The sequence below is a fragment of the Bacillus cereus group sp. BfR-BA-01379 genome (assembly GCF_022663605.1).
GTDB lineage: Bacteria > Bacillota > Bacilli > Bacillales > Bacillaceae_G > Bacillus_A > Bacillus_A mobilis.
The window spans coordinates 22,277-44,455 of the sequence record NZ_JAKUFT010000010.1; the positions used below are offsets into that span (position 1 = coordinate 22,277).

Consider the following 22,179-nt stretch of genomic DNA (forward strand, 5'->3'; position numbering starts at 1 on the left):
CGTATGTTTACGATGGTACAGAAGCTTTGGCTGACAGTAGTATGTGCAGTATTTGTAACAGTTTCTTTTCTTTATTTTGTATCTTTATATTCGTATGAAAAACTATACGTTGATAATTTAAAAGATTCATTAGTAATGGAAGGGAAGGGTCTTGCTGCGCAATATGATAAGCGTGAAGGAATAGCAACTTTTGAAGAGAAAGTACGAGCATTTGATCAAATATCTAGTTCAGACGTTCTTTTCGTATCAAACCCACGTGATTTAAGCGCATGTTTACCTTTTGATGTGCATCATCATTCTCTTATAAGTGAAGGGGATAGGCAAACATTATTAGATGGAAAAACGGTGACAAAGATAGGGTATGAGGAACATTTTGACCGTAATATTATGGGGGTTGTCATCCCTGTTTTAGAAAATAAAAAGTTAGTTGGCATTGTATATTCTTATATTCCTTTAAAAAGTATAAAAGACTTAATATATGATATGGGCCTTATTTTAGCACCGTTAGCACTTGCTATGACTTTACTAACAATATGGATTGGGAGAAAGATTATTATCGCTATTACGAGACCGCTTTCGCAAATGGAACGAGTCGCCAATCATTTGGCTACGGGAGATTTCTCAGAACGAATTACAATTTCTTCTGAAGATGAAATTGGACGATTAGGAAAAGCATTTAATAAAATGGCAAATTCTTTAGAGACAGAAGACGTAAAGCGAAAGGAATTTTTAGCTAACGTTTCGCATGAACTAAGAACACCACTTAGTTATATAAAAGGATATAGTGAGGCTATTTTAGATGGTGTAGCGAAGGGACCACAGCAGGAAAAAGTTACACAACTTATTCATAAAGAAGCGGGGCGTATGCAGCGTCTCGTTCATGATTTATTAGATTTAGCACAATTAGAGGGTGAACATTTTCCACTAAAGAAACAACCTATCGTTTTCTCACAACTCATTGAAGATGTGTTAGATACGTATGAGATTAAGTTTATAGAAAAGAAAATTCGTATTTCAACAAATTTAAATCCAGAAATCATTGTAATGATTGATGAGGATCGTATGCAACAAGTGCTTCATAACGTGTTAGATAATGCGATACGGTATACCAATCAAAACGGGGATATTATGATAACGCTCAGGCAGATAGATGATTACTGTGAATTGAACATAAAAGATACAGGAATCGGTATTGAAACAGAGCATTTAGAAAATCTTGGCGAACGTTTTTACCGCGTTGATAAAGCGAGAAGTCGTCAACATGGTGGAACAGGTTTAGGCCTTGCCATTGTCAGACAAATTGTTCATATACATGATGGACAGTGGCGAATTGAAAGTGAAAAAGGGAATGGAACGACGGTTAGTATTAAATTGAAAATACAAGTTGAAGAAAGCATGTTCTAACGTGAAGGACATGCTTTTCTTCATGAATACATATAAATTAATATCAAATAAATATTAAAAATTTGACGATTTTATGAACAAAACATTTGTACTTCTTACCAATTCGTTCTAAAATAGTTATGATGCAAAGTTCTTATAAATCGTTTCAATTGTTGTTTGGAAGATACTGAGGTGATTTAACTGGAGTACAAATCTATTAAACCGAAAAAAATTTACGAAGAAGTATCTGAAGCTATTTTAACAATGATTAAAAATGGTACGTTAAAACCTGGTGACAAACTACTTCCTGTACATCAATTAGCTGAGCAGTTTCAAGTTGGTAGATCTGCTGTTCGTGAAGCGTTAAGTGCGCTAAGAGCAATGGGCTTAATTGAGATGAAACAAGGAGAAGGTACATATGTGAAGAATTTCGATTCTTCTTCATTAACAAAATCATTAAACAATAAATTATTAATGAAGAAAGAAGATATTTTGAACTTATTAGAAGTACGAAAGGTGCTTGAAGTGGGGGCAGTTCGAGCAGCTGCGGCAAAACGTACGGAAGATAATTTGCACAATATGAAGCATTGGTTAGATGAAATGGCAAAGAGCATTGGAGATGAAAAGGCTGGTGAAAAAGCAGATTTTCAGTTCCATATGGGAATTGCGGAGTCTTCGCATAACAACATTTTGCTTGAACTCATGAATCACGTTTCAGAGATGATTGCTGAAACAATTGGTGAATCAAGACGCATTATTTTATATGGTGAACAAACAACATCAGAACGACTTATAGAAGAGCATCAAGTTATATATGATGCAGTGTTAAAGCAAGATGTAGAATTAGCGCAGCAAGCAATGCTAGATCATTTAACAAATGTAGAACATATTGTCACAGGTAAAAACGATATAAATTCGTAATTTAATCTTTTAAAAATCAAATTTTTTGATAAAATAGAGAAAGATTAAGTAAGCGTTTTCTTTAGAAGAGGGAGAGGATAGGCCATGGTTGAGCCTACTTCTTCTTTTCTAAGTCATCTGATGACCATACTTTTGTTGGTGGAGTTGTAAAAAGGGGGAGTAATAATTATGAAAGTTACTTTATTTGTTACTTGTTTAGTCGATATGTTTGAAACAAACGTCGGCAAAGCAACAGTTGAAGTGTTGGAGCGTTTAGGTTGTGAAATTGAATTTCCAGAAGCACAAGTTTGTTGCGGTCAGCCTGCTTATAATAGCGGCCATGTAGAAGCAGCAAAAGAAGCGATGAAACATATGATTGAAACTTTCGAAGATGCAGAATATATCGTTACACCATCTGGTTCTTGTGCGACAATGTTTCATGAGTATCCGCATGTTTTTAAAGATGATCCGAAGTGGGCTAAACGTGCACAAAAGATTGCTGATAAAACATATGAATTTACACAATTTATTGTAGATGTTTTAAAAGTGACAGATGTTGGTGCAAGTTTACCAGGGATCGCTACTATTCATAAATCGTGTCATATGACACGCCTGCTTGGAGTAAAAGAGGCGCCAGGAATTTTATTATCAAACGTCAAAGGATTAACTGTGAGAGAACTGCCAAATGCGCAAAATTGTTGTGGGTTTGGGGGAACGTTTTCAGTGAAGATGACTCCAATTTCTGAGCAAATGGTAGATGAAAAGGTAGATAGTGCAATGGAAACAGGTGCTGATTATTTAATCGGTGCAGATTGTGGGTGTTTGTTAAACATTGGCGGACGTATTGAGCGTTTAGGAAAAGAAATAAAAGTAATGCATATTGCTGAGGTACTGAATAGTCGCTCATGAAGGGGGAACATAAGCTATGTCTATGAAAATCAGTGAGAAAAAATTTAATGATCGCGTTGGCGATGGAATTCAAGATTCGTTTATGCGCGGAGCAGTATCTTCTGCACAAACGCGCTTATATACGAATCGCTTAAAAGCAGCGGACGAATTAGGAAACTGGGAAGAGTGGCGTGAACTAGGTGAACAAATTCGCCAACATACGTTAGAAAACCTTGATTATTACTTAATGCAGTTAAGTGAAAATGTATCAAAAAGAGGCGGACACGTGTACTTTGCGAAAACGAAAGAGGAAGCAGCAAAGTATATTCAAGACGTTGCAAAAAAGAAACAAGCGAAGAAAGTTGTAAAATCAAAATCAATGGTAACTGAAGAAATTAGTATGAATCATGCCCTTGAAGAGATTGGGTGTGAAGTGTTAGAAAGTGACTTAGGAGAGTATATCTTGCAAGTAGATAACGATCCACCTTCACATATTATTGCGCCTGCACTTCATAAAAATAGAGCTCAAATTCGTGATGTATTTAAAGAAAAACTTGGCTATGAAAATTCTGATGATCCATATGAAATGACAAAGTTTGTTCGTAAACAACTTCGTGAGAAATTTATGGATGCAGAAATTGGTGTGACAGGTTGTAACTTCGCCGTTGCAAATACTGGCTCTCTTTGTTTAGTAACGAACGAAGGTAATGCCGATCTTGTTATGTCGATTCCAAAAACACAAATTGCAGTAATGGGTATGGAACGTATGGTTCCGACAATGGAAGAATTAGATGTTTTAGTTGGTTTACTATGTCGTAGTGCAGTAGGGCAAAAATTAACAAGTTATGTAACTGTAGCGGGACCAATTCAAGAAGAGGAAGTAGATGGACCTGAAGAATTTCACCTAGTTGTTGTTGATAATGGCCGATCTCAAATTCTTGGATCTGAATTCCGCTCAGTATTGCAATGTATTCGTTGTGCTGCTTGTGTTAACGTATGTCCTGTATATCGTCATGTTGGTGGACATTCGTATGGTTCTATATACTCAGGACCAATCGGTGCGGTATTAACTCCACTTTTAGGCGGATATGACGATTATAAAGAACTTCCTTATGCATCTAGTTTATGCGGAGCATGTACAGAAGCTTGTCCAGTAAAAATACCATTGCATGATTTATTATTAAAACATCGCCAAGTAATTGTTGAGCAAGAAGGACGTGCTCCACTTGCAGAAAAATTAGCAATGAAAATGTTTAGTATGGGTGCTTCTTCAGCTGCTTTATATAAAATGGGGTCAAAAATGGCACCAGCTGCAATGAGCCCATTTACATCTGGTAACCGTGTATCAAAAGGTGTGGGGCCACTTAAAAACTGGACAGATATTCGTGAATTCCCGGCTCCAAGTAAAGAACGATTCCGTGATTGGTATAAAGATCATAAGAAAGGCGGGGACAAATAATGACAGGATTAATTCAAAACCGTGACTCCTTTCTAGAGAATATTGCAAAAGAACTTGGACGTGAGCGGAAAACGGAAGGCGTAAAGCGTCCAGCATGGAAAAGTAATGTGAATGTAGAAACGCTAAAAGATTATTCACAAGAAGAATTGTTAGAAGTATTTAAAAATCAATGTACAAACATTCATACAACTGTAGTGGAAACGACAAACGACCGTTTACGTGAAGATATTCAAAAAGTAATCGTGGAAAACGGCGGGGGACCTATTATGTTATCGGCAGATGAACGTTTTGATTCTTATGGATTGACTTCTTTATTTAAAGAAGAGCTTCCAAAGCAAAATGTTGAAGTGAATGTATGGGATCCTGAGAAAAAAGAAGAGAATATGCGTATCGCAGAAAGAGCGAATATTGGAATCGCATTTAGTGATTATACTTTAGCTGAATCTGGTACGATTGTTGTACAAAGTCATAAAGGTCAAGGTCGTTCTTTACACTTTTTACCGACTGTCTACTTTGCTATTATTCCACGTGAAACACTTGTGCCTCGTATTACACAAGCAGTTCAGGATATGAACACACGTATAGAAAATGGCGAGAAAGTGGCATCTTGTATTAACTTTATTACAGGGCCTAGTAACTCGGCAGATATTGAAATGAATCTTGTTGTCGGAGTACATGGACCATTAAAAGCAGTATATTTCATCGTATAAAAAAGGGGAAAGCAGGCCAGAAAATGGCCTGCTTTTTTAATAGAATAGAGATAATATGAAGTAGAATTTCTCTCCTTTTTTTGCTATGTTCTTCTGGAAAGGAGAGGAAGGGATGTTCACTTATTTATATGCGTTGTTAGTGGGGATGGTGTTTGGTTCTTTTTTTATGGTAATTGCGATGAGAGTTCCACTAGGTGAGTCTATCATTACCCCGCGTTCACATTGTCATTATTGTAAGTATGTGCTCAAGCCAAAAGAATTGATCCCAATCATTTCATTTTGTATACAAAGGGGACGTTGTACGAATTGTAAGAGGGCGATTTCAATTTTGTACGTAGTATTTGAACTTGTAACCGGAATGATATTTCTTCTTACTGTATATATGATTGGGATGGAACGGGAGCTTATCATCATATTATCGCTATTTTCATTACTTCTTATTATTTCAGTTACAGACTACATATATATGTTAATCCCGAATCGTATTTTAGCTTGGTTTGCCTGTTTACTCATTCTAGAATGTATTTTTGTACCGTTAGTCACTTGGACAGATAGTATAGTTGGTAGTGGCGTTATATTTATTTTGTTATATTGCATGCAAAAAATATATCCAGAAGGGCTTGGTGGAGGCGATATAAAATTACTTTCGCTGCTTGGATTTATAGTGGGACTGAAAGGGATTTTTATGGTTTTATTTTTAGCATCTTGCTTTAGTCTTTGTTTCTTTGGAGCTGGTATAGTATTAAAACGTATGACAATGAGGAGCCAAATTCCGTTTGGTCCTTTTATTAGCCTTGGGGCAATATGTCACATGCTGGTCACGTATACAAAATAGAGAGGGGATAGATCATGAATGTATATATGGATGATCAAAGAAGTTGTCCGTACGGATATGTACCCGCCACTACAGTAGAATGTGCTTTACAAATGGTTCGGAATTATGAGGTGAATATTCTTTCCCTTGACTTTAACATGGGATGGGGAGAAAGAAATGGATTAGATTTTGTAGAGGCTTTTTGTAAAGAAGGTTTATATGTAAATGAAATTTATCTTCATACGAATGATATCATCGGTATGCACAAGATGAAACAGAGGATTAATAAGGGAAAGGAAGAAGGGGAAATTAATCCTCATCTAGTTGTTAAATATGTGGGGAGCTAAAAACTCCAAAGTAAAACTTTGGAGTTTTTAATGTTTCATATGAGCTTGCAACGGAATGATCTCTTCTTGTTGAGCTGCTACTAATTCAGTTTCTTCTTGTTTCACGTCAGGTGTTTTCTTTGTTAAGTAATGATAAACCATACCGACAAATACAGACCCGCCAATAATGTTACCGATTGTAACGGGAATTAAGTTATGAATAGCACCTGCAAAAGAAATTGTCTCCGGATGCGGTGAAACTAAAGATAAAGCAAACAGTGATAAGTTTGCAATGCTATGCTCGTAACCAGATAAGAAGAATGTGAAAACGAGTAGCATCATCATCATAATTTTTGCTGTATCACCTTTCACTTGAGAAGGTAAGAAACACGCAAGACATACAAGCCAGTTACATAAAATTGCTTTAAAGAATAGTTGCATTGTAGGTGTATTCATTTTTCCTTCTACTACCTTATTCATGAAATGACCGTGATCAATTGCTTCGAAAATTCCAGTTGCATAAAATAGTAAGGCAAAGAATAAAGCACCAGCTAAATTCCCTGCATAACAAGTGACCCAGTTACGAAGTGTATCAGAAATTGTTGTTTCTTTTCTTAAAGTTGCTACTGTGAAGTACATTGTGTTTCCAGTAAACAATTCAGCGCCACCATATATAATTAGTACGAGGGCAATTCCGAAAAACATAGAAGCAGCTAAATAAGTTGCTGGTGAATCTGCAATGTGGAAAAAGTTACCTAATTTAAAGCATAGTACAATAATAAAACCGATATAAATACCCGCAAGTGCCGCACGAATGAAATATTGCATCGGGTTTGTATCTAGCATTTGTTTTTTGCTCTTAGCCAGTTTGACAACATAATCTAATCCTTGTTCTAGCATGAGTAATACGCTCCTTTAATACATCATCTATAAATACTCCTTATATGAATAAAGTACATGGATTTGGTTGTAGTTTCAATAAGTTTGTGCAATATTTCACAAAAAGGACATACATACATTAAGAAAACGTTTACAAAAGATAGTATAATAGAAATTTTTCTGGACATTGAGAGGGAGGAATGAAAAAAGAAAAAGCGCTGTAATTACAGCGCTTTTTCGTCTAAATTCTTTTCTACTTTTACTTCTACTTCTTTCGAGAAGAACCAACCGCAAACTGCGATTCCAACTAATACAATCCAGAATGTAAGCTTCCATAGCGTAGATTCTGGGAATGAATGCGGAATTACATTTAATGCAGGGTGTGCTAATGTATAGATTGCTAGTTTCACACCAACCCAACCTACAATTAAGAATGCTGCAGTTTCAAGTCCTGGCTTACGTTTTAAGATTTGTACGAAAGCAGTTGCTGCAAATCGCATAATGATTAATCCGATAAGTCCACCTACAAAGATAACAACGAATTGCCCAGTATCAAGACTACCAATTGTACCTAATCCTGTTTTCGGTAAAGTCATTGCTAATGCAACGGCAGCTAAAATTGAATCAACTGCGAAGGCAATATCAGCAACCTCAACTTTAAATACAGTCCACCAAAAGTTCTCTTGTTTTTTCTTTGCTTCTTTTTCTTCTGTTTCTTCATCCGTATTCTTTTTAACATACGTTTTAAATAAGTGATTACCAGCGATAAACATAAGGTAAATGGCACCGATTGCTTGCACTTGCCATACGTCGACTAGGAACGAAATCATAAATAATGATCCGAAACGGAAAACAAATGCCCCCGCTAATCCGTAAAATAGTGCTTTCTTTCGTTTTTCTTCTGGTAAATGTTTTACCATAATTGCAAGAACAAGAGCGTTATCAGCAGCTAAAATCCCCTCTAGTGCAATTAGGATGAGTAATACCCAACCATACTCCAATAATAATGATACATCCATGTACATTCTCCTCTCATTTCTATAAGTACTAAATAAGTGAAGAATTTCCCCACTATTTAGTTTCCCCATACTCCTGCCTATTAACTTTGGAAGAAATTGGTAATGAATACAAAAAAGACCTCTGCCGTTAATAGGCAAAGGTCTTGCTAGACATATGTAATGAAAATGCCAACAAAGCCGGAAGAACTAAGTTCTACGTAATGACGACTTTGTTTCCAAGAAATATTCTTGGACGCTACTCCCCTTTGGAGATATGCTATTGTACTCTCATTATATGGATAATTTATACGGTTGTCAACCTGTTAAAATATCTTCATTCGGATATTTTATTTTTCGGTTCTTTTTACGTGCAAATGAAAAAGCCAATGTTAAAGGTCCCATCTTTCCGAAAAACATCATAAAGATAATAATAGCTTTTCCGATTATCGTTAAGTGTGGTGTGAAATTCATACTAAGCCCGACAGTCCCAAATGCTGAAAATACTTCGAAAGCACTCGTCAATAGAGGAACTCGCTCAGTAATACTTAAAATTAAAATAGCAAAAAAGATAAATGAAATGGAAATAATAGTGATGGTCAATGATTTGACAATGAGGGTATCTTTAATAGATTTTTTAAACACGACAATATCATCTTGCTCTTGTAAAAATTTGAATACCCCGAAAAACATGATTAAAAAGGTTGTTAACTTAATTCCACCACCGGTTGAAGCACTACCAGCGCCAATAAACATAAGGAGCATCATTAATAGTAGGGAAGGCTTTGATAATGCAGAAATATCAACTGTATTAAACCCGGCAGTACGCGTTGAAACTGCCTGGAAATAAGCGGCCATTCCTTCTTCGAATGGGGTAAATCCTCTCATAGAAAGAGAATTGTGGAACTCGAATATGAAAATGAAAATAGTCGCAATAATATTGACGATTAGAGTAGAAGAGAGCATAAGTTTTGAGTGTAATGTAAGGTTTTTAAAATTTTTCTTTCTTTTTATATCTATAATTACTGTAAAACCAATCCCCCCTAGAATAATGAGGGAAGAAATAACGAGATTGACAAGGATGCTGTGAGAATGGGACATTAAATTATCGCTCCACACAGAAAAACCAGCATTGTTAAAAGCAGAGATTGAATGAAAAAAGCTATAATAGATCCCTTTAGCGATACCGTATTTTGGTACCCATTCAAAAGAAAGAATCAAAGTAGCGATACATTCGACTGTAAAAGAGAATAAAAATAATGCTTTGGCAAGACGAATGACGCCACCAATGTTCGTTTGATTTAACGCTTGTTGCAGTAAAATTCGGTTTTGAAGACCAATTTTTCTGCCGAGCATAATCGCAATTAAAACGGCAAAGCTCATAATGCCAAGTCCGCCCACTTGTATAAGCGTTAAAATGACACATTGGCCAAATAAGGTAAATACTTTCCCCGTGTCCACAACACCAAGCCCTGTAACCGTACAAGCAGAAACGGTTGTAAATAAAGCATCGAGCCATGAAATAGATGTTGTTGTAGCAATTGGTAGCTTTAATAAGCATGTACCGATAATTGATAACATAATAAAAGACAAAGTAAGAACACGGGGAGGACTCATGCGAATGTTAATCCGTTTCATATCACATATCGTTCCTTTCAGTTTGCTCTTATTAGTATGTGAAAAAGCACGATTATGTATGTTAAAAATAGAAAGAGGCAGAGAATATCTGCCTCTAAGCCATATGTTATAGTATTATCCACGTAATTGTTGTTGAGCTAAAGCAACAAGTCGTTTCGTTACTTCACCGCCAACTGAACCATTAGAACGAGATGCTGTATTAGAACCTAAGCTAACACCGAATTCTTGTGCAATTTCATATTTAAATTGTTCAAGCGCTTGTTCTGCACCTGGAACTAGTAATTTGTTTGTTTTTACCATGTTGATACACATCCTTATGAGTAGTCCAGTTCAGCTAAGTACTTATCTGAACTGGTAACGTTATTTTATGTGGAAACGACGTACTCATACGCGGAAGTAATCGGTGTGATTAGAAGTTATTGGATAGAAAAAAGAGTAGCAAATTTGCTACTCTTTTTTCAGTATTGTCGCTGTACCTTCTACGACAATATCACCTGATTGATTATATATGTTTGTTTGCAACGTAATGATTTTTTTATCGTCACGTTTTTTGATGACTTCTGCCACAACGCGCAGTGTATCGCCAATTTTGACAGGAGCACGGAATGAAACGTTTTGAGACAAATAAATCGTGTTTTTGCCAGGGAGTTTCGTTCCAAGAATCGTCGAAATGAAACTGGAAACGAGCATGCCATGAGCAATACGTTCTTTAAACATTGTCGTTTTTGCAAAAGAATCTAAAATATGAATAGGGTTCACATCTCCAGTTAATTTTGCAAAATTGATAACGTCCTCATCCGTAATCGTTTTTGTAAGGGATGCTTGATCACCGACTTGAATCTCATCATAACGAAGCTCCGGAACAGTTTGTGCTTCTTGAAATGGATTCATTTGGGCCTCCTTCTTTTCCATATCGAAAAATGCTAGCCATCTTGATGTAGTAGGAGGAAGAAAGAGTTTTGTTTGTGCTGCAGTTAGCTCCCACATTTTTCTTACTTGATGGAAGTAAATAAATTTTTTGAGTTTTCCTCGAACTGCTTTGCGAGTTCTAGTTGTTTGGACTTGAACTCTCCCAAAAAAACTTCTAACTGTTTTTGAACCTCTTCACGTTGTACTTGTTGTTGTTCAATAAATTGTTTTGTTGTTTCTTCAAATTGACCGCTAGTTTGAGTAATAATAGACAACGATGTTTTCGTAGGAGAAACAGTAAGTTGGTGCATTTGAGTAGAAAGTTCATTCCATTTCCCTTGCCACTCGTTAATTTGATCATTTAAGGAGTTTCCAGTTAATTGCTTCACGTAATCTGTATATTGGTTATTGAACTGAGCAGTGAATTGTTGTAGTTCTTTTTCTAGTTCATCTACTCCTGATGTTAATTTATGCAAAGCGTCTTGTTGTTGTTTTAAAGTTTCTAAAGTAAGTTGCTCCAATTGTTTCCCAGCTGAAGAGAAGAGGGAAAGAGATTGAGACCAGTTTTTCCAAAATGCATCGACTAATTCGTATGGCTTAGTTTCCATTGTTTGACCTCCAAATGTTTTTTTGCATATTGTGAACGCAGATTACTCTGCTGTACCACCAGGTGAAGATGAAGAATCCTTTTCATCCTTTTCTGGAGAAGTAGAAAATGGAAAGAATGCATTGGTGTATAACGTAAAAAACGTCCGCAACATATTTTGATAATGTTCAAAAGAAGTCGCACATGTTGTTAAATATTGCTCTCCATATTCTGTTAAAGAATAAATTCGTTTCGCTGGCCCGCCTTCGCTTGTATCCCAAGTAGAAGAAATAAGGTTTTCTTTTTCTAACTTGCGCAATGTTCTATACACATTGCCTTGGTCAACAGAAGAAAAGCCGATGTCCATTAGCATTTGAATGAGTTTGTAACCATGAAGACTCCAGTCTTTTAGACAGAGAAGTAAGAAAGGAACTAAGAAGTTTTTTGGCATGGAGTTTGGTTGTTTGGCTTGGTTTTTTTCCAAACTTTCTGGGTGTTCTGGTTCATTATGTAGCATGATTGTGCATCACCTCATGAATCAGTTAGATGGAATTTTTTGCTTATAAGTGCAATTTACACCTATCTGTTTTTAATGTCAACACATTTATTGGAAAATAAAGAAAAATAAAATATAGACTTGAAGTTTTATTCAGAATATTAGAAAATAGTGAATAGGTTGAATTGTTTCAAAAACAAAAAAGGGAGTGTAGGCGAAGTGATTGATCAAAAATTCGATCCATTGCAAGCATGGAAAAATGCTTATGAACAAACCGAAACATTTTGGGGAAAAGCGCTCAATGAAACAATTAAAACAGAAGAATATTCTGCTTGGATGGGCAGCGTTCTAGACTTGAATTTGTTTTATCAAAAAGCGTTAAATGATACAACAAAAAGTTATTTAGAACAGGTGAATGTGCCTACGAAAGAGGATATCGCTAGAGTAGCTACGCTTGTTATTAACTTAGAAAATAAAGTTGATAACATTGAGGAAGTTCTAGAAGAGAAAGTGGATTCATTAGGACAAGCTCCTACATTAAAGCGTGATGTTACGAAAGTAAAGCAAGATATTCGCACATTAGAAACGAAAGTTGATCAAATTTTGGAATTGCTAGAAAAGCAAAATGCAGTACTAGCGAAACTACAAGTACCTGTAAAAGAAGAAGTAAAGCCTGCGAATAAGCCAGAAAATAAAAAATGATAATAGCGTTTGTTTATAACGTGTAAAAGGGAAGGGAGAATCTCTTTTTCATATATAAACAACGAAACATAATTAATAAATGGACTCTATTCATATGAGTACCAAAATGATTCATAACAATCGTTCACAAATTCATTTAAGGGGGAAAAGAAATGGTTCAATTAAATGGCAAAGTAGCAATCGTAACAGGTGGGGCAAAAGGAATTGGAAAAGCAATTACAGTAGCATTAGCACAAGAGGGAGCAAAAGTAGTTATTAACTATAACAGCAGTAAAGAAGCAGCTGAAAACTTAGTAAATGAATTAGGAAAAGAAGGACATGACGTTTATGCAGTTCAAGCGGATGTTTCGAAAGTAGAAGATGCAAACCGACTTGTAGAAGAAACTGTGAATCATTTTGGTAAAGTTGATATTCTTGTTAATAATGCTGGTATTACAAGAGATCGTACATTCAAAAAGTTAAATCGTGAAGATTGGGAGCGCGTAATTGACGTGAACTTAAGCAGCGTATTTAATACGACAAGTGCTGTACTTCCATACATAACGGAAGCTGAAGAAGGAAGAATCATTAGTATTTCTTCTATTATTGGTCAAGCTGGTGGATTTGGACAAACAAACTACTCTGCAGCAAAAGCAGGTATGTTAGGATTTACAAAATCATTAGCGTTAGAACTTGCAAAAACAAATGTAACTGTAAACGCAATTTGCCCAGGATTTATTGATACTGAAATGGTAGCAGAAGTACCAGAAGAAGTACGTCAAAAAATCGTTGCGAAAATCCCGAAAAAACGTTTTGGTCAAGCTGATGAAATTGCAAAAGGTGTAGTATACCTATGCCGTGACGGTGCGTATATCACAGGTCAGCAATTAAACATTAACGGTGGATTATACATGTAATGAAGTAAGAAAAAAGTGCATATCCATAGCAGGAATGCACTTCTTTTTTTTAGAAAGAAATCGACCAAAAAGGAGATAGAAAAATGACTACATTCGTAACGGAATGGGAAAAGCAATTGGAGTTGTACCCAGAAGAATATCGTAAAGCATATCGCCGTGTGAAAAGAGCGAGCGAAGTTTTATTACGCGAACCAGAACCACAAGTTGGTTTAACACCAAAAGAAGTTATTTGGACGAAGAATAAAACGAAGCTGTATCGTTACATTCCAAAACAAGAAAAAACACAGGGAGTTCCAATCCTATTAATATACGCGCTTATTAATAAACCGTATATTATGGATTTAACTCCAGGGAATAGTTTAGTGGAATATTTAGTAGATCGTGGTTTTGATGTGTATATGCTTGATTGGGGCACATTTGGTTTAGAAGATAGTCATTTGAAATTTGATGATTTCGTGTTCGACTATATTGCAAAAGCAGTGAAAAAAGTAATGCGAACTGCGAAATCGGACGAGATTTCTTTACTTGGTTATTGCATGGGTGGAACGCTAACTTCTATTTATGCAGCACTTCATCCACACATGCCAATTCGCAACTTAATCTTTATGACAAGTCCTTTTGATTTCTCTGAAACAGGATTATACGGTCCTTTATTAGATGAGAAATATTTCAATTTAGATAAAGCGGTTGATACATTCGGAAATATTCCACCAGAAATGATTGATTTCGGAAATAAGATGTTAAAACCAATCACAAACTTTGTAGGTCCATATGTCGCTTTACTCGATCGTTCCGAAAATGAGCGCTTCGTCGAAAGCTGGAAATTAGTTCAAAAGTGGGTTGGTGATGGTATCCCATTCCCAGGTGAATCGTATAGACAATGGATTCGCGATTTTTATCAAAATAATAAATTAGTGAAAGGTGAACTCGTTATTCGCGGACAAAAGGTAGACCTTGCAAATATTAAGGCGAATGTCTTAAATATTTCTGCGAAACGTGATCATATTGCACTGCCATGCCAAGTAGAAGCGTTGCTAGATCATATTTCTAGCACAGATAAACAATATGTATGTTTACCAACGGGACATATGTCGATCGTTTACGGTGGAACAGCGGTAAAACAAACATATCCGACAGTTGGAAATTGGCTGGAGGAGCGCTCTAATTAAAAATAAAAAATCCAACTAGCGTATGTTAGTTGGATTTTTTTATGGGAAATAACAAAACATAGAAAGGAGAAATTTATATTTTAGGAGTATAATTATGAAACTTATGACTGGTAAGTTGTTTTGGAATACAGGCGTTTCTATACCTTGTTATCCATCGTTAGAAAATGATATGATATGTGATGTGCTTATAGTTGGAAGTGGAGAAGCAGGTGCTCATATAGCGTATTCGTTAGCGAAAATTGGAATGCGTGTTACGCTCATTGAAAAAAGAGCAATCGCATGTGGTAGCACAGCTGCTAATACAGGTTTACTTCAATTTCTTCATGATAAATCGTTAACCTCACTTATCCATACATTTGGTGAAAAAAAAGGGGTACGAGCATATAAGCTTTGTTACGAAGCGTTACGAACAATGGAACAAGTTGTACCGACTCTCGATATTGATCCCCAGTTTATTCCGCGAAGTAGTTTGTATTATGCAAGTAGAAATGAGGATGTATCGTTTTTACAAGAAGAATATAATACGTTACGCCATTATGGATTCCCGGTTGAATATTTTACCGATTCACATATGATGAAGAAGTATTCATTCACAAAACAAGCAGCGTTATACACGCATGGTGATGCCGAGGTGAATCCATATTTATTAGCGCATAGCCTTTTGCATAAAGCAAATCAAATGGGTGCTACTATCCATGAGCATACAGAGGCTGTACATATAAAAAAACGCCAAAATGATTTGATTTGTTATACGAAAACAGGAAATCAAATTGTAGCAAAGAATATTATTATGGCGACGGGTTATGAAGCACTTTTCGGAAAGAAAGAAAAAAATACAACAGTGGAAACATCTTATGCAGTTGTGACAAATAAGGTAGATTCATTTGAAGGCTGGCACGAACAATCATTAATTTGGGAAACAGCACGGCCTTACTTATATTTTCGAACATATCAAAATCGTATTATTGTAGGCGGATTAGATGAAGCGATGCAAATTCAAACAATTGGTGATACGAAATTATTGCATAAGCGTGACATCCTTATTAACGTTGTAAAAGAGATGTTCCCGCAGTATAAGAATATACAGGCAGACTACTATTGGGCAGCAGCATTTGGTGGTAGTCATGATGGTCTCCCTATTTTAAAAGAAGACAAAAAGATACATAATTTGTTTTACGCATTACCGTATGGAGGTAATGGGACTGTGTATGGAATGGTATTTGCCAAATTATTTGAGCAGTTATTTACAAATAAAGAAAGTGAAGATTTTTCTTTATTTAATCGATAGAAAAAAGGTAGCGAAGTGATGGAATGAGAGATATAAAAAAGTTTTTACAAAAATTACGTCCTGTACAACTCATTGTTTTGTTTTATTTATTAGCAGTAGTTGTATCGGTGATATTGCTTAGTTTCCCGTTTGTTACGAAGGCTGGTGTGAAATGGACATTTATCGATGCCCTCTTTACATCTGTCAGTGCGGTAAGTGTTACGGGATTGTCTGTTGTTACGATTTCAGATACATTTACTACGGCGGGAATTATTATGTTAGCCCTTATTTTACAATTAGGCGGCTTAGGAATTATGGCACTTGGTACGTTCGTTTGGATTATAACAGGGAAAAAGATTGGTTTGCAGAGAAGAAGACTCATTATGGCAGACCATAATCAAGGGAATTTATCAGGCCTTGTAGAATTGATGCGTTCTATTTTAATTGTAATTATTTCGATAGAGCTTATTGGAGCAATATTATTAGGTACAAGATTCTTACTATACTTTCCAACTTGGCAAGAGGCTTATTTTCACGGTTTCTTTGCGGCTGTTAGTGCAACTACGAACGGCGGATTTGATTTAACAGGACAATCACTAATTCCGTATAAAAAAGATTACATTGTGCAAATGATTCATATGTTGCTTATTATTTTAGGAGCGATTGGTTTCCCTGTATTAATGGAAGTGAAACAATTCCTTAGTAAAAGGAAACAGCAACTATTTCGTTTTTCATTATTTACAAAATTGACGACAACAACATTTTTTGCGCTCGTGATCGTTGGAACAATTATGATTTTTTTACTAGAACGAAATCATTTTTTAGCAGGGAAATCATGGCATGAAACAGTCTTCTATACATTATTCCAATCTGTGACGACGCGAAGTGGTGGACTTGCTACAATGGATATACGTGAATTGTCACAACCGACGCTTTTATTTATGAGTATATTAATGTTTATAGGAGCATCTCCCAGTTCAGTTGGGGGCGGAATACGTACAACAACATTTGCTGTAAGTATATTATCGTTATACACTTTTGCAAGAGGCGGGAGAACAGTTAGAGTCTTCAAACGTCAGCTACATGAAGAGGACGTGCTGAAAGCATCTGTCGTTATGACGATGGGGATTTTATTATGTGCCACAGCGCTATTTATTTTATCTATTACGGAAAACGTACCGCTTATGAGTTTAATTGTTGAAGTGTGTTCGGCTTTCGGGACGACAGGCCTATCGACAGGTATTACGCCAGATTTAACAACGGTCGGTAAACTTGTACTCATTGTACTTATGTTTATCGGGCGTGTCGGTATTTTAACATTTATACTAGCTAGTGGTGGAAGAGAACAGCCACCTCGTTATAAATACCCGAAAGAGAGAATTATTATTGGATAATATGAAACCATTCTACCTACGTTAGGTAGAATGGTTTTTTAGTCGTTAATGCCAAATTGGGGATGCATAAAAGCGTCCTTCTTATTATTTACTTCTTTTTTTAGCAACTCTTGATTTTCTTCTGAAATCCACCCAATATCATTTGTAGGATGGATCCATTCGTCTCCAGCCATAATGGCGGGATCTACTTCATCACTCCAATTGTGAAGTGGACTATTCTCGGAATCATATTTACTGTCTCCGATTACGACGTCATATTGATTTATGAAAGGTTGTTGCATCTTCTTTCCTGTTCCTTTAAAGGATGGAAAATTCATTTGATGCGGGAGCGTTTCATCTAAAATTGGTGACTGAATTTTATCTTCCTTCTTCAAAATAATCGCTCCTTTTTATAATGATTTCTTCATAGGTAGTATTTCCATCTAGCGGCTCTTATGTACTTGTTAACACTTGCCAGTAATAATTATTGCATCTTGTTTCAAACTAGAGTAGAAAGTGAATTATTGAGAGCAGGTGAGTGTATTGGCAAAAAGAAAAGTGAAACAAAATGCGGCAATCAACAATAATAAAACTCCGAAAGAAAGCTTACCAGATGCAGAATTTGCATTAGAGTATGAAGGAGAAAATAGCGCGAAGTATGCAAATCGTAATTCAAAAAAAGGTAAACAAAAATGAGGCGTTTTTTACAAACGCCTCATTTTTTTGTGGGATTATAAAGGTTTTTTTAATTATTTGTAAATTTAGTGTTCGTTATTAGCAGAAAAATGCGAAAAAACATAGAAGTAGCAACGTATTACACAAAAACAAACAACAAACAAAAGATTAATGTTGGTTTAATACTGCTTTTACACTAGTTGTTTATATTTAAATTGTACATAAGATTTGTAAAAGGAGAGAGAGACAGTGAAAAAAACAATCTTTAAAGCTGTAGCAACTGGAATGGTATTTTCGTTATTAATAGGGTGTGGTGCAAAGAAAGAAGAAAGTGCTGGGGCAAAAGTGAAAGATGATAAACTATCTGGATCATTAACAGTTTACACAGCGATCGAAGAAGAACTTGTACCAATTTATCTTGATTCTTTTAAACAGAAGTACCCAGATGTAAAACTGAACATTGTTCGTGATTCAACTGGAGTTATTACAGCGAAATTGCTAGCTGAAGGAAAAAATACACAAGCAGATGTTGTATGGGGAACAGCAGCGTCTAGTCTACTAGCTTTAGATAAAAAAGATATGTTAAAAGGATACTCTCCAAAAGGAGCAGATCGTGTTCTTCCGCAATTTAAAGATGATAAGCAACCAGAAAAATGGGTAGGTAATACGGCATTTATGACGGGAATTGCTATAAATAAAGAAGAATTAAAGAAGAAAAATTTACCGATGCCAGAATCATATGAAGACTTAACGAAACCAGAATATAAAGGAACGCTTGTTATGCCACATCCGGCTTCTTCTGGAACAGGATTTTTAACAGTTTCTGCATGGTTACAAATTATGGGTGAAGATAAAGGCTGGGATTACATGAAGAAACTTCATGATAATATGGCAACTTATACTCATTCAGGATCAAAACCAGCGAAATTAGCAGGCGCAGGTGAATATCCAGTGGGCGTATCAATGGTGTATAGTGCTTTGAAAGAGAAACAAAAAGGTGCGCCAGTTGAAGTTGTATTGCCGAAAGAAGGATTAGGATGGGAAGTAGAAGCGAACGCACTTATTAAAAAAGATAATGCAAAAAATGAAAAATTAGCGCAAGCATTTTTAGATTGGGCAATTACTGATGATGTAATGAAGTTATACTTTGAGAAAAATGGATTTGCGACAATTAAAAATGATTATAAACTTCCAGATGGATTCCCTAAAGATGTAACAGAAAAGTTATACAAAAAGAATGACTTTAAGTGGGCAGCAGAAAATCGTGACAAAATTTTAGAAAAATGGGAAAAAGAGTTTGGCCAAAAAGCAGAACCGAAAAAGTAAGTGAGTGGGAGAGAGAAAAAATGAGCGAATATTTATCAATTCAACACATTCAAAAACAGTTTGATGCATTTACAGCGTTAAAAGATATTTCTTTTACTGTGAAAAAAAATGAGTTTGTATGTTTATTAGGCCCAAGTGGTTGTGGGAAAACGACATTGCTTCGAATTTTAGCAGGGCTAGAAGAGGCAACGACAGGTAGTATAGCTGTGGATGGAAAAGATATTACAGCATTACCTCCTGGAAAGAGGAACTTCGGAATGGTGTTTCAATCGTATGCATTATTTCCGAATTTAACAGCACTTGAAAATATTGAATACGGCTTAAAGACAAAAAAATATGGAAAAGCAGAAGTAAAAGAGAAAGCGCTAGAGGCGTTGGAACTAGTTGATTTACTGAATGTAAAAGATAAATATCCTGCTCAAATGTCTGGTGGACAACAGCAGCGAGTGGCACTTGCACGTGCGCTCGCTCTGTCTCCGGATATTTTGTTACTGGATGAGCCATTATCTGCTTTAGATGCAAAAGTACGTGAAAAGTTACGTAGAGAAATGCGTGATTTGCAAGAAAAAGTAGGAGTAACAACTATTATGGTCACGCATGATCAAGAAGAGGCATTAACGATGGCTGATAAAATTGTTGTAATGAATCATGCGGAGATTATGCAGATTGGAACACCAGAGGAGATCTATCAAAGACCAGCCAATCCGTTTGTGGCAGATTTTATTGGTTCTATTAATTTCTTTTCGAAAAATAATGAAGAACATGCAATTCGTCCTGAACATGTAACAATTGTACAAAATGATGGTATTAAAACGGTTGTGGAAAGTATGGAATTCCGTGGATCTGTATATCGGACAGAAGTGCGAGTCGTAGAAGAAAAAACACATCTTTATAACGAGAAAATTGTAGTGGATATATTGGCATCAGAAGTGGAAAAAACCGCTATTAGAAAAGGAAAGCCGATTCAAATCTCTTTCTCAGAAAATCATATGTTGTCATATGGAAAGAAGGTCATTGTATAGATGGAGATGTTAGAAAATATCAAGGTAGAAAGTACGAAAAAAAAGATTAAGAGACGTATTGGTAAAGAAGAGTGGATACAAAGGCTATTAATTATTGGTATGCTTCTTGCTTTTTTGATCATGCTTGTATTACCGCTATTACAATTGTTTACACAAGCTTTTTACGATAAAGATGGAGCTTTTATTGGTGTTGCGAATTTCAGTAAATATTTCACAACACCAACGCTAGTTCAATCATTACAAAATACAATATGGATTTCGGGCGCGACAACAATTATTGCAGTGACACTCGCTTTCGCTTACGCCTATGCGATTGCTCGTACGAATGTGTTTGGAAAGCGTGTATTTCAATATGTCGCGTTGTTACCACTATTCGCACCAACGATGATGCACGGTATCGCACTGACATATTTATTTGGCAATCAAGGGTTAGTAACGAAAGGAATGTTTGGTTTGTTTGAAGGGATACAAATCCCTTTATATGGACCAGTAGGAATTGTAATGGCTGAAGTCATGTATACATTTCCGCAAGCATTTCTTATATTATTAATTGCTTTTCAAGGCTCTGATTATCGTTTATATGAAGCTTCTAATATGTTAGGAGCGAGTAAAACAAAGCAATTTTTCACTGTTACTTTACCTAGTGTAAAGTACGGATTAATTAGTGCGATGTTCGTTGTGTTTACACTTAGTTTCACTGATTTTGGGGCACCAAAAATTGTTGGTGGTCAATATAATGTACTTGCTACTGACGTATATAAGCAAGTAATTGGACAGCAAAATATGCCGATGGGTGCAACTGTCGGAATGATTTTATTAATCCCAGCTATATTTGCATTTGCAGTTGATCGTATTACGCAAAGAAAGCAGGCAAATCTCTTATCTTCTAAAGCGGTACCTTATAGAATAATAAATAATAAGAAACGAGATGTTATTTCATTCATATATTGTAGCGTAGTAACGCTTATGATCATTCTATTATTTGTGGCAGTTGGTATTGCTGCAAGTGTGAAAGTATGGCCATATAATATGGGCTTTACATTTGAGCATTTTAACTTTTCTAGTTTAACAGGAGATGGACTTGAAGCGTTTAAAAATAGCGTAATTGTTTCAGCAATCACAGCGGTTATTGGAGCGGTTTTAACATTTATGTTCGCTTATGCGATTGAGAAAATAGATCAGCTACAATTTTTCAGAAAAACAGGTTACTTTTTCTCTATCGTCCCTTTAGCGATACCAGGTTTAGTACTTGGGTTAGGCTATGTTTTCTTTTTTAGTCAACCAACCATACAAATCTTTGGACTTTCCGTAACGAATCCGTTTCATTCTTTATACGGAACAATCGCTGTGCTAGTACTAGTCAATATCATTCATTTTTATTCTGTAACATTTGTTACAGCAACGACAGCTTTAAAGAAATTAGATCGAGAGTTTGAACTTGTTTCTCAGTCGATGGGGATTCCGTTTTATAAAACATTCTTTCGAGTAACAGTACCGATGTGTTTACCAGCGATTTTAGAAATGGTAATGTACTATTTCGTAAATTCAATGGTAACTGTTTCGGCAGTCGTATTCCTATATGCAGCTGATTTTAAACTAGCTGCTGTATCAATTGTAAACATGGATGATGCAGGAAATGTAGCACCAGCAGCTGCAATGAGCGTACTTATTGTTGTTACAAATATTGTAGTAAGAGTTGTATATGAATGGGGAACGAAAGCACTTCGTAACCAAACTTCACAATGGCAAAAAAGATAAATAAGAAG

The 22,179-nt window shown here is 35.9% G+C and carries 24 protein-coding genes and 1 riboswitch; of the genes, 16 read left to right on the top strand and 8 right to left on the bottom strand.

From position 1 onward, the window contains the following. Positions 1 to 3 precede the first annotated feature (3 nt). The 7 genes from MR113_RS05925 (at position 4) to MR113_RS05955 (ending at position 6,501) form a co-directional block, all read left to right on the top strand. Positions 4 to 1,404: a sensor histidine kinase gene (locus tag MR113_RS05925; protein WP_242252240.1), complete on the top strand. Its 1,401-nt coding sequence runs from the start codon at positions 4 to 6 to the stop codon at positions 1,402 to 1,404. A 210-nt stretch (positions 1,405 to 1,614) separates the two neighbouring features. Next, entirely contained in the window at positions 1,615 to 2,304 is a 690-nt protein-coding gene (locus tag MR113_RS05930; RefSeq protein ID WP_270731224.1) for a FadR/GntR family transcriptional regulator, read from the top strand. Positions 2,305 to 2,472: 168 nt separating this feature from the next. Beyond that, complete coding sequence (locus tag MR113_RS05935; protein WP_000869141.1) at positions 2,473 to 3,192, top strand: (Fe-S)-binding protein; 720 nt, start codon at positions 2,473 to 2,475, stop codon at positions 3,190 to 3,192. A 16-nt stretch (positions 3,193 to 3,208) separates the two neighbouring features. Then, the gene (locus MR113_RS05940) at positions 3,209 to 4,630 is read left to right on the top strand and encodes a LutB/LldF family L-lactate oxidation iron-sulfur protein (protein ID WP_000061923.1); all 1,422 of its coding nucleotides are present in this window, start codon (positions 3,209 to 3,211) and stop codon (positions 4,628 to 4,630) included. After that, positions 4,630 to 5,340 carry a LutC/YkgG family protein gene (locus MR113_RS05945; RefSeq protein ID WP_242252252.1) on the top strand — a complete coding sequence of 237 codons (711 nt, stop codon included), beginning with the start codon at positions 4,630 to 4,632 and terminating at the stop codon, positions 5,338 to 5,340. The genes MR113_RS05940 and MR113_RS05945 overlap by 1 nt, the downstream gene beginning before the upstream one ends. 112 nt (positions 5,341 to 5,452) lie before the next feature. Continuing rightward, a complete protein-coding gene (locus tag MR113_RS05950) occupies positions 5,453 to 6,175 on the top strand; it encodes a prepilin peptidase (RefSeq protein WP_242252254.1) in 723 nt (240 codons plus the stop codon). Positions 6,176 to 6,189: 14 nt separating this feature from the next. Further along, a complete protein-coding gene (locus MR113_RS05955; RefSeq protein ID WP_242252256.1) occupies positions 6,190 to 6,501 on the top strand; it encodes a cyclic-phosphate processing receiver domain-containing protein in 312 nt (103 codons plus the stop codon). Between the two features lie 27 nt (positions 6,502 to 6,528). Here the strand turns inward: MR113_RS05955 and MR113_RS05960 are convergent, their stop codons facing one another. The 7 genes from MR113_RS05960 to phaQ all read right to left on the bottom strand — a co-directional run bounded on the left by MR113_RS05960 (position 6,529) and on the right by phaQ (position 12,004). Then, positions 6,529 to 7,380: a formate/nitrite transporter family protein gene (locus MR113_RS05960; protein ID WP_242252258.1), complete on the bottom strand. Its 852-nt coding sequence runs from the start codon at positions 7,378 to 7,380 to the stop codon at positions 6,529 to 6,531. Positions 7,381 to 7,583: 203 nt separating this feature from the next. Beyond that, positions 7,584 to 8,378 carry a TerC family protein gene (locus MR113_RS05965; protein WP_242252260.1) on the bottom strand — a complete coding sequence of 265 codons (795 nt, stop codon included), beginning with the start codon at positions 8,376 to 8,378 and terminating at the stop codon, positions 7,584 to 7,586. Between the two features lie 82 nt (positions 8,379 to 8,460). Continuing rightward, positions 8,461 to 8,634, bottom strand: a riboswitch (yybP-ykoY riboswitch). A 38-nt stretch (positions 8,635 to 8,672) separates the two neighbouring features. Then, positions 8,673 to 9,992 (bottom strand): TrkH family potassium uptake protein, encoded by a 1,320-nt coding sequence (locus MR113_RS05970; protein ID WP_242252270.1) that lies wholly within the window; start codon positions 9,990 to 9,992, stop codon positions 8,673 to 8,675. A 114-nt stretch (positions 9,993 to 10,106) separates the two neighbouring features. Continuing rightward, a complete protein-coding gene (locus MR113_RS05975) occupies positions 10,107 to 10,292 on the bottom strand; it encodes an alpha/beta-type small acid-soluble spore protein (protein WP_000241212.1) in 186 nt (61 codons plus the stop codon). A 147-nt stretch (positions 10,293 to 10,439) separates the two neighbouring features. Beyond that, positions 10,440 to 10,883 (bottom strand): MaoC family dehydratase, encoded by a 444-nt coding sequence (locus MR113_RS05980; protein WP_001067917.1) that lies wholly within the window; start codon positions 10,881 to 10,883, stop codon positions 10,440 to 10,442. 101 nt (positions 10,884 to 10,984) lie between these two features. Beyond that, positions 10,985 to 11,509 (bottom strand): polyhydroxyalkanoic acid inclusion protein PhaP, encoded by a 525-nt coding sequence (gene phaP / locus MR113_RS05985; RefSeq protein WP_061678855.1) that lies wholly within the window; start codon positions 11,507 to 11,509, stop codon positions 10,985 to 10,987. A gap of 42 nt (positions 11,510 to 11,551) precedes the next feature. Further along, complete coding sequence (gene phaQ, locus MR113_RS05990; protein ID WP_000903018.1) at positions 11,552 to 12,004, bottom strand: poly-beta-hydroxybutyrate-responsive repressor; 453 nt, start codon at positions 12,002 to 12,004, stop codon at positions 11,552 to 11,554. Between the two features lie 198 nt (positions 12,005 to 12,202). Between phaQ and phaR the strand changes: the two genes are divergently transcribed. From phaR to MR113_RS06015, 5 genes are all read left to right on the top strand, one after another. Continuing rightward, the gene (gene phaR / locus MR113_RS05995; RefSeq protein WP_000566960.1) at positions 12,203 to 12,685 is read left to right on the top strand and encodes a polyhydroxyalkanoic acid synthase subunit PhaR; all 483 of its coding nucleotides are present in this window, start codon (positions 12,203 to 12,205) and stop codon (positions 12,683 to 12,685) included. 152 nt (positions 12,686 to 12,837) lie between these two features. After that, complete coding sequence (locus MR113_RS06000; RefSeq protein WP_000250414.1) at positions 12,838 to 13,581, top strand: acetoacetyl-CoA reductase; 744 nt, start codon at positions 12,838 to 12,840, stop codon at positions 13,579 to 13,581. A gap of 83 nt (positions 13,582 to 13,664) precedes the next feature. Beyond that, positions 13,665 to 14,750, top strand: coding sequence for a class III poly(R)-hydroxyalkanoic acid synthase subunit PhaC (gene phaC / locus MR113_RS06005; protein ID WP_242252279.1), 1,086 nt, complete (start codon positions 13,665 to 13,667; stop codon positions 14,748 to 14,750). Between the two features lie 94 nt (positions 14,751 to 14,844). Next, entirely contained in the window at positions 14,845 to 16,038 is a 1,194-nt protein-coding gene (locus tag MR113_RS06010; protein WP_242252282.1) for an NAD(P)/FAD-dependent oxidoreductase, read from the top strand. A gap of 23 nt (positions 16,039 to 16,061) precedes the next feature. Beyond that, the gene (locus MR113_RS06015) at positions 16,062 to 17,411 is read left to right on the top strand and encodes a TrkH family potassium uptake protein (protein WP_242252284.1); all 1,350 of its coding nucleotides are present in this window, start codon (positions 16,062 to 16,064) and stop codon (positions 17,409 to 17,411) included. A 38-nt stretch (positions 17,412 to 17,449) separates the two neighbouring features. Here the strand turns inward: MR113_RS06015 and MR113_RS06020 are convergent, their stop codons facing one another. Further along, entirely contained in the window at positions 17,450 to 17,785 is a 336-nt protein-coding gene (locus MR113_RS06020; RefSeq protein WP_242252287.1) for a DUF3905 domain-containing protein, read from the bottom strand. A gap of 148 nt (positions 17,786 to 17,933) precedes the next feature. Here MR113_RS06020 and MR113_RS06025 point away from each other — a divergent pair, with 148 nt between their 5' ends. The 4 genes from MR113_RS06025 to MR113_RS06040 all read left to right on the top strand — a co-directional run bounded on the left by MR113_RS06025 (position 17,934) and on the right by MR113_RS06040 (position 22,171). Continuing rightward, the gene (locus MR113_RS06025) at positions 17,934 to 18,086 is read left to right on the top strand and encodes a hypothetical protein (protein ID WP_061654694.1); all 153 of its coding nucleotides are present in this window, start codon (positions 17,934 to 17,936) and stop codon (positions 18,084 to 18,086) included. Between the two features lie 228 nt (positions 18,087 to 18,314). Then, positions 18,315 to 19,391, top strand: coding sequence for a putative 2-aminoethylphosphonate ABC transporter substrate-binding protein (locus MR113_RS06030; protein WP_242252299.1), 1,077 nt, complete (start codon positions 18,315 to 18,317; stop codon positions 19,389 to 19,391). A gap of 20 nt (positions 19,392 to 19,411) precedes the next feature. Continuing rightward, positions 19,412 to 20,413 (top strand): putative 2-aminoethylphosphonate ABC transporter ATP-binding protein, encoded by a 1,002-nt coding sequence (locus MR113_RS06035; RefSeq protein ID WP_242252303.1) that lies wholly within the window; start codon positions 19,412 to 19,414, stop codon positions 20,411 to 20,413. Next, on the top strand, positions 20,414 to 22,171 hold the full coding sequence (locus MR113_RS06040) for a putative 2-aminoethylphosphonate ABC transporter permease subunit (RefSeq protein ID WP_242252314.1): 1,758 nt from the start codon (positions 20,414 to 20,416) through the stop codon (positions 22,169 to 22,171). The last annotated feature ends 8 nt before the right edge of the window (positions 22,172 to 22,179 follow it).